Below are 1413 nucleotides of genomic sequence, written 5' to 3'. Positions count from 1 at the left end.
GTGGACATATTTAAGCGCATCCCGACGCCCGGTTCTTATCAAAACCGTCGTTAAGGCAATGATAACCAGCAATGCCTCCAGGCCTTCGCGCAACAATATGACCAGACTAGCAGTGAATAAAGTTCCTTCGGACAAGGTGGACTCTGATAACAAACGTTGTGCGTCATCCAACAAATGCCGCGTCTCCGCCATTAGCGCACCCAATTCTCCGTTTACGTCGGGGCGGCTGGTCAATTGTCGTAGTGCCATCATGTTGGACTCGATGGATTGGCGCAGTGTTTTATCATGCGCATCGAGACTGTTTTCAATCAGTTCAAAACCGTCCAGATAGGCACTGACGGCGAGCTCACTTGCCGTTGAAAAATCTCCCTTCTGATGCGCTTTTTGGGCGGCTTGGAGTCGATCCCACGTTATCGCCAACGGGTCTTGGGGTGCCTTGAATAATGTCGAGGGGTTGGCGCGTAAACTCTCTATGGACTGCAGGGTTATTTCAGGGCGTTCGGCTGCCAGTTGCAGTGGGTTGTAATTAATCAGCTGCTGTTTGGTAATATTCAAATCATTGTGAGTAGGCTCGCTGGATTGAAAAGCGAGTCCACCGACATAGAACGCCAGTGACCAGCGCTCTTGCTCCGTTAGCTGTTGAAAAGCGGGCATGGCGGTGTCGTCAATGCCATTGGTAATGGCGTCGTATAAACCCAGGATTGATCGATTTAATGCCCGCTCTTTATTGGTAAAGTCTGTGGGTGCGGGATCGAGTTGTGCTGCCAGTACGCCGTCACCCTGACCGGATACGCCGTGGCACGATCCGCAGTTAGTCTCAAATACCGGCCGGATTTTTTCTTGAGGTAATATCCGTTCCGGCAGGGATAAATGTGGCATCAATCCCAACAATGTGCCGCGTAGGCTGGCACTCATTTGACGGATCTCATCAACACCTTTCTTATCATGAATGGCCCTCTGCAAGGCCTTTGCTTGCACTGCGAGTGACTCTGCATCAGCAGTGGCGGCCAGTGAGCTCTTGCTAACAATCAGTTGTGAGAACTCCACCATTTCCTGAAATTCATTGTCATTAATTACCTGACCGTTTTTCACCGCTTCGGCATAATCAACGCCTATGTATTCAGCGAGCTGTGCCAGTTGCCGGAGTTGAGTAACGTTGTCTGGGATCTCAGCTTCATTCGCCCCGGCAGATAGAGAAAGTGGCAGCATCAGAAATATGATGGCATGAAGGGTGGCTCGTTTCAGGCGTTGCAATCTGCAATCAAACATCTCGGTGTTCTCTTATTCATGAATCGCTAATGATTGTTGATCGCAATTGTAAACCCTATAGCCGCTATAGAGTCAAGAGAAGTAAAAATTACAGTCGGTTGGAAACCGTTTTGATAGAGAGGCCTTACCAAGGCTCGCTCCTTT

At 49.5% G+C, this 1413-nt stretch carries 1 protein-coding gene; it reads right to left on the bottom strand.

The features are described 5' to 3' along the window. On the bottom strand, positions 1 to 1269 hold a 1269-nt coding region (locus tag LGT44_RS19925; protein ID WP_230332775.1), incomplete at its 3' end, for a c-type cytochrome. Positions 1270 to 1413 lie beyond the last annotated feature (144 nt).

This window comes from Thalassolituus alkanivorans, assembly GCF_020447205.1.
GTDB lineage: Bacteria > Pseudomonadota > Gammaproteobacteria > Pseudomonadales > Oceanobacteraceae > Venatoribacter > Venatoribacter alkanivorans.
The sequence above is the reverse complement of the archived record's forward strand: the minus strand, read 5'-3'. Positions and strand labels throughout refer to the sequence as shown.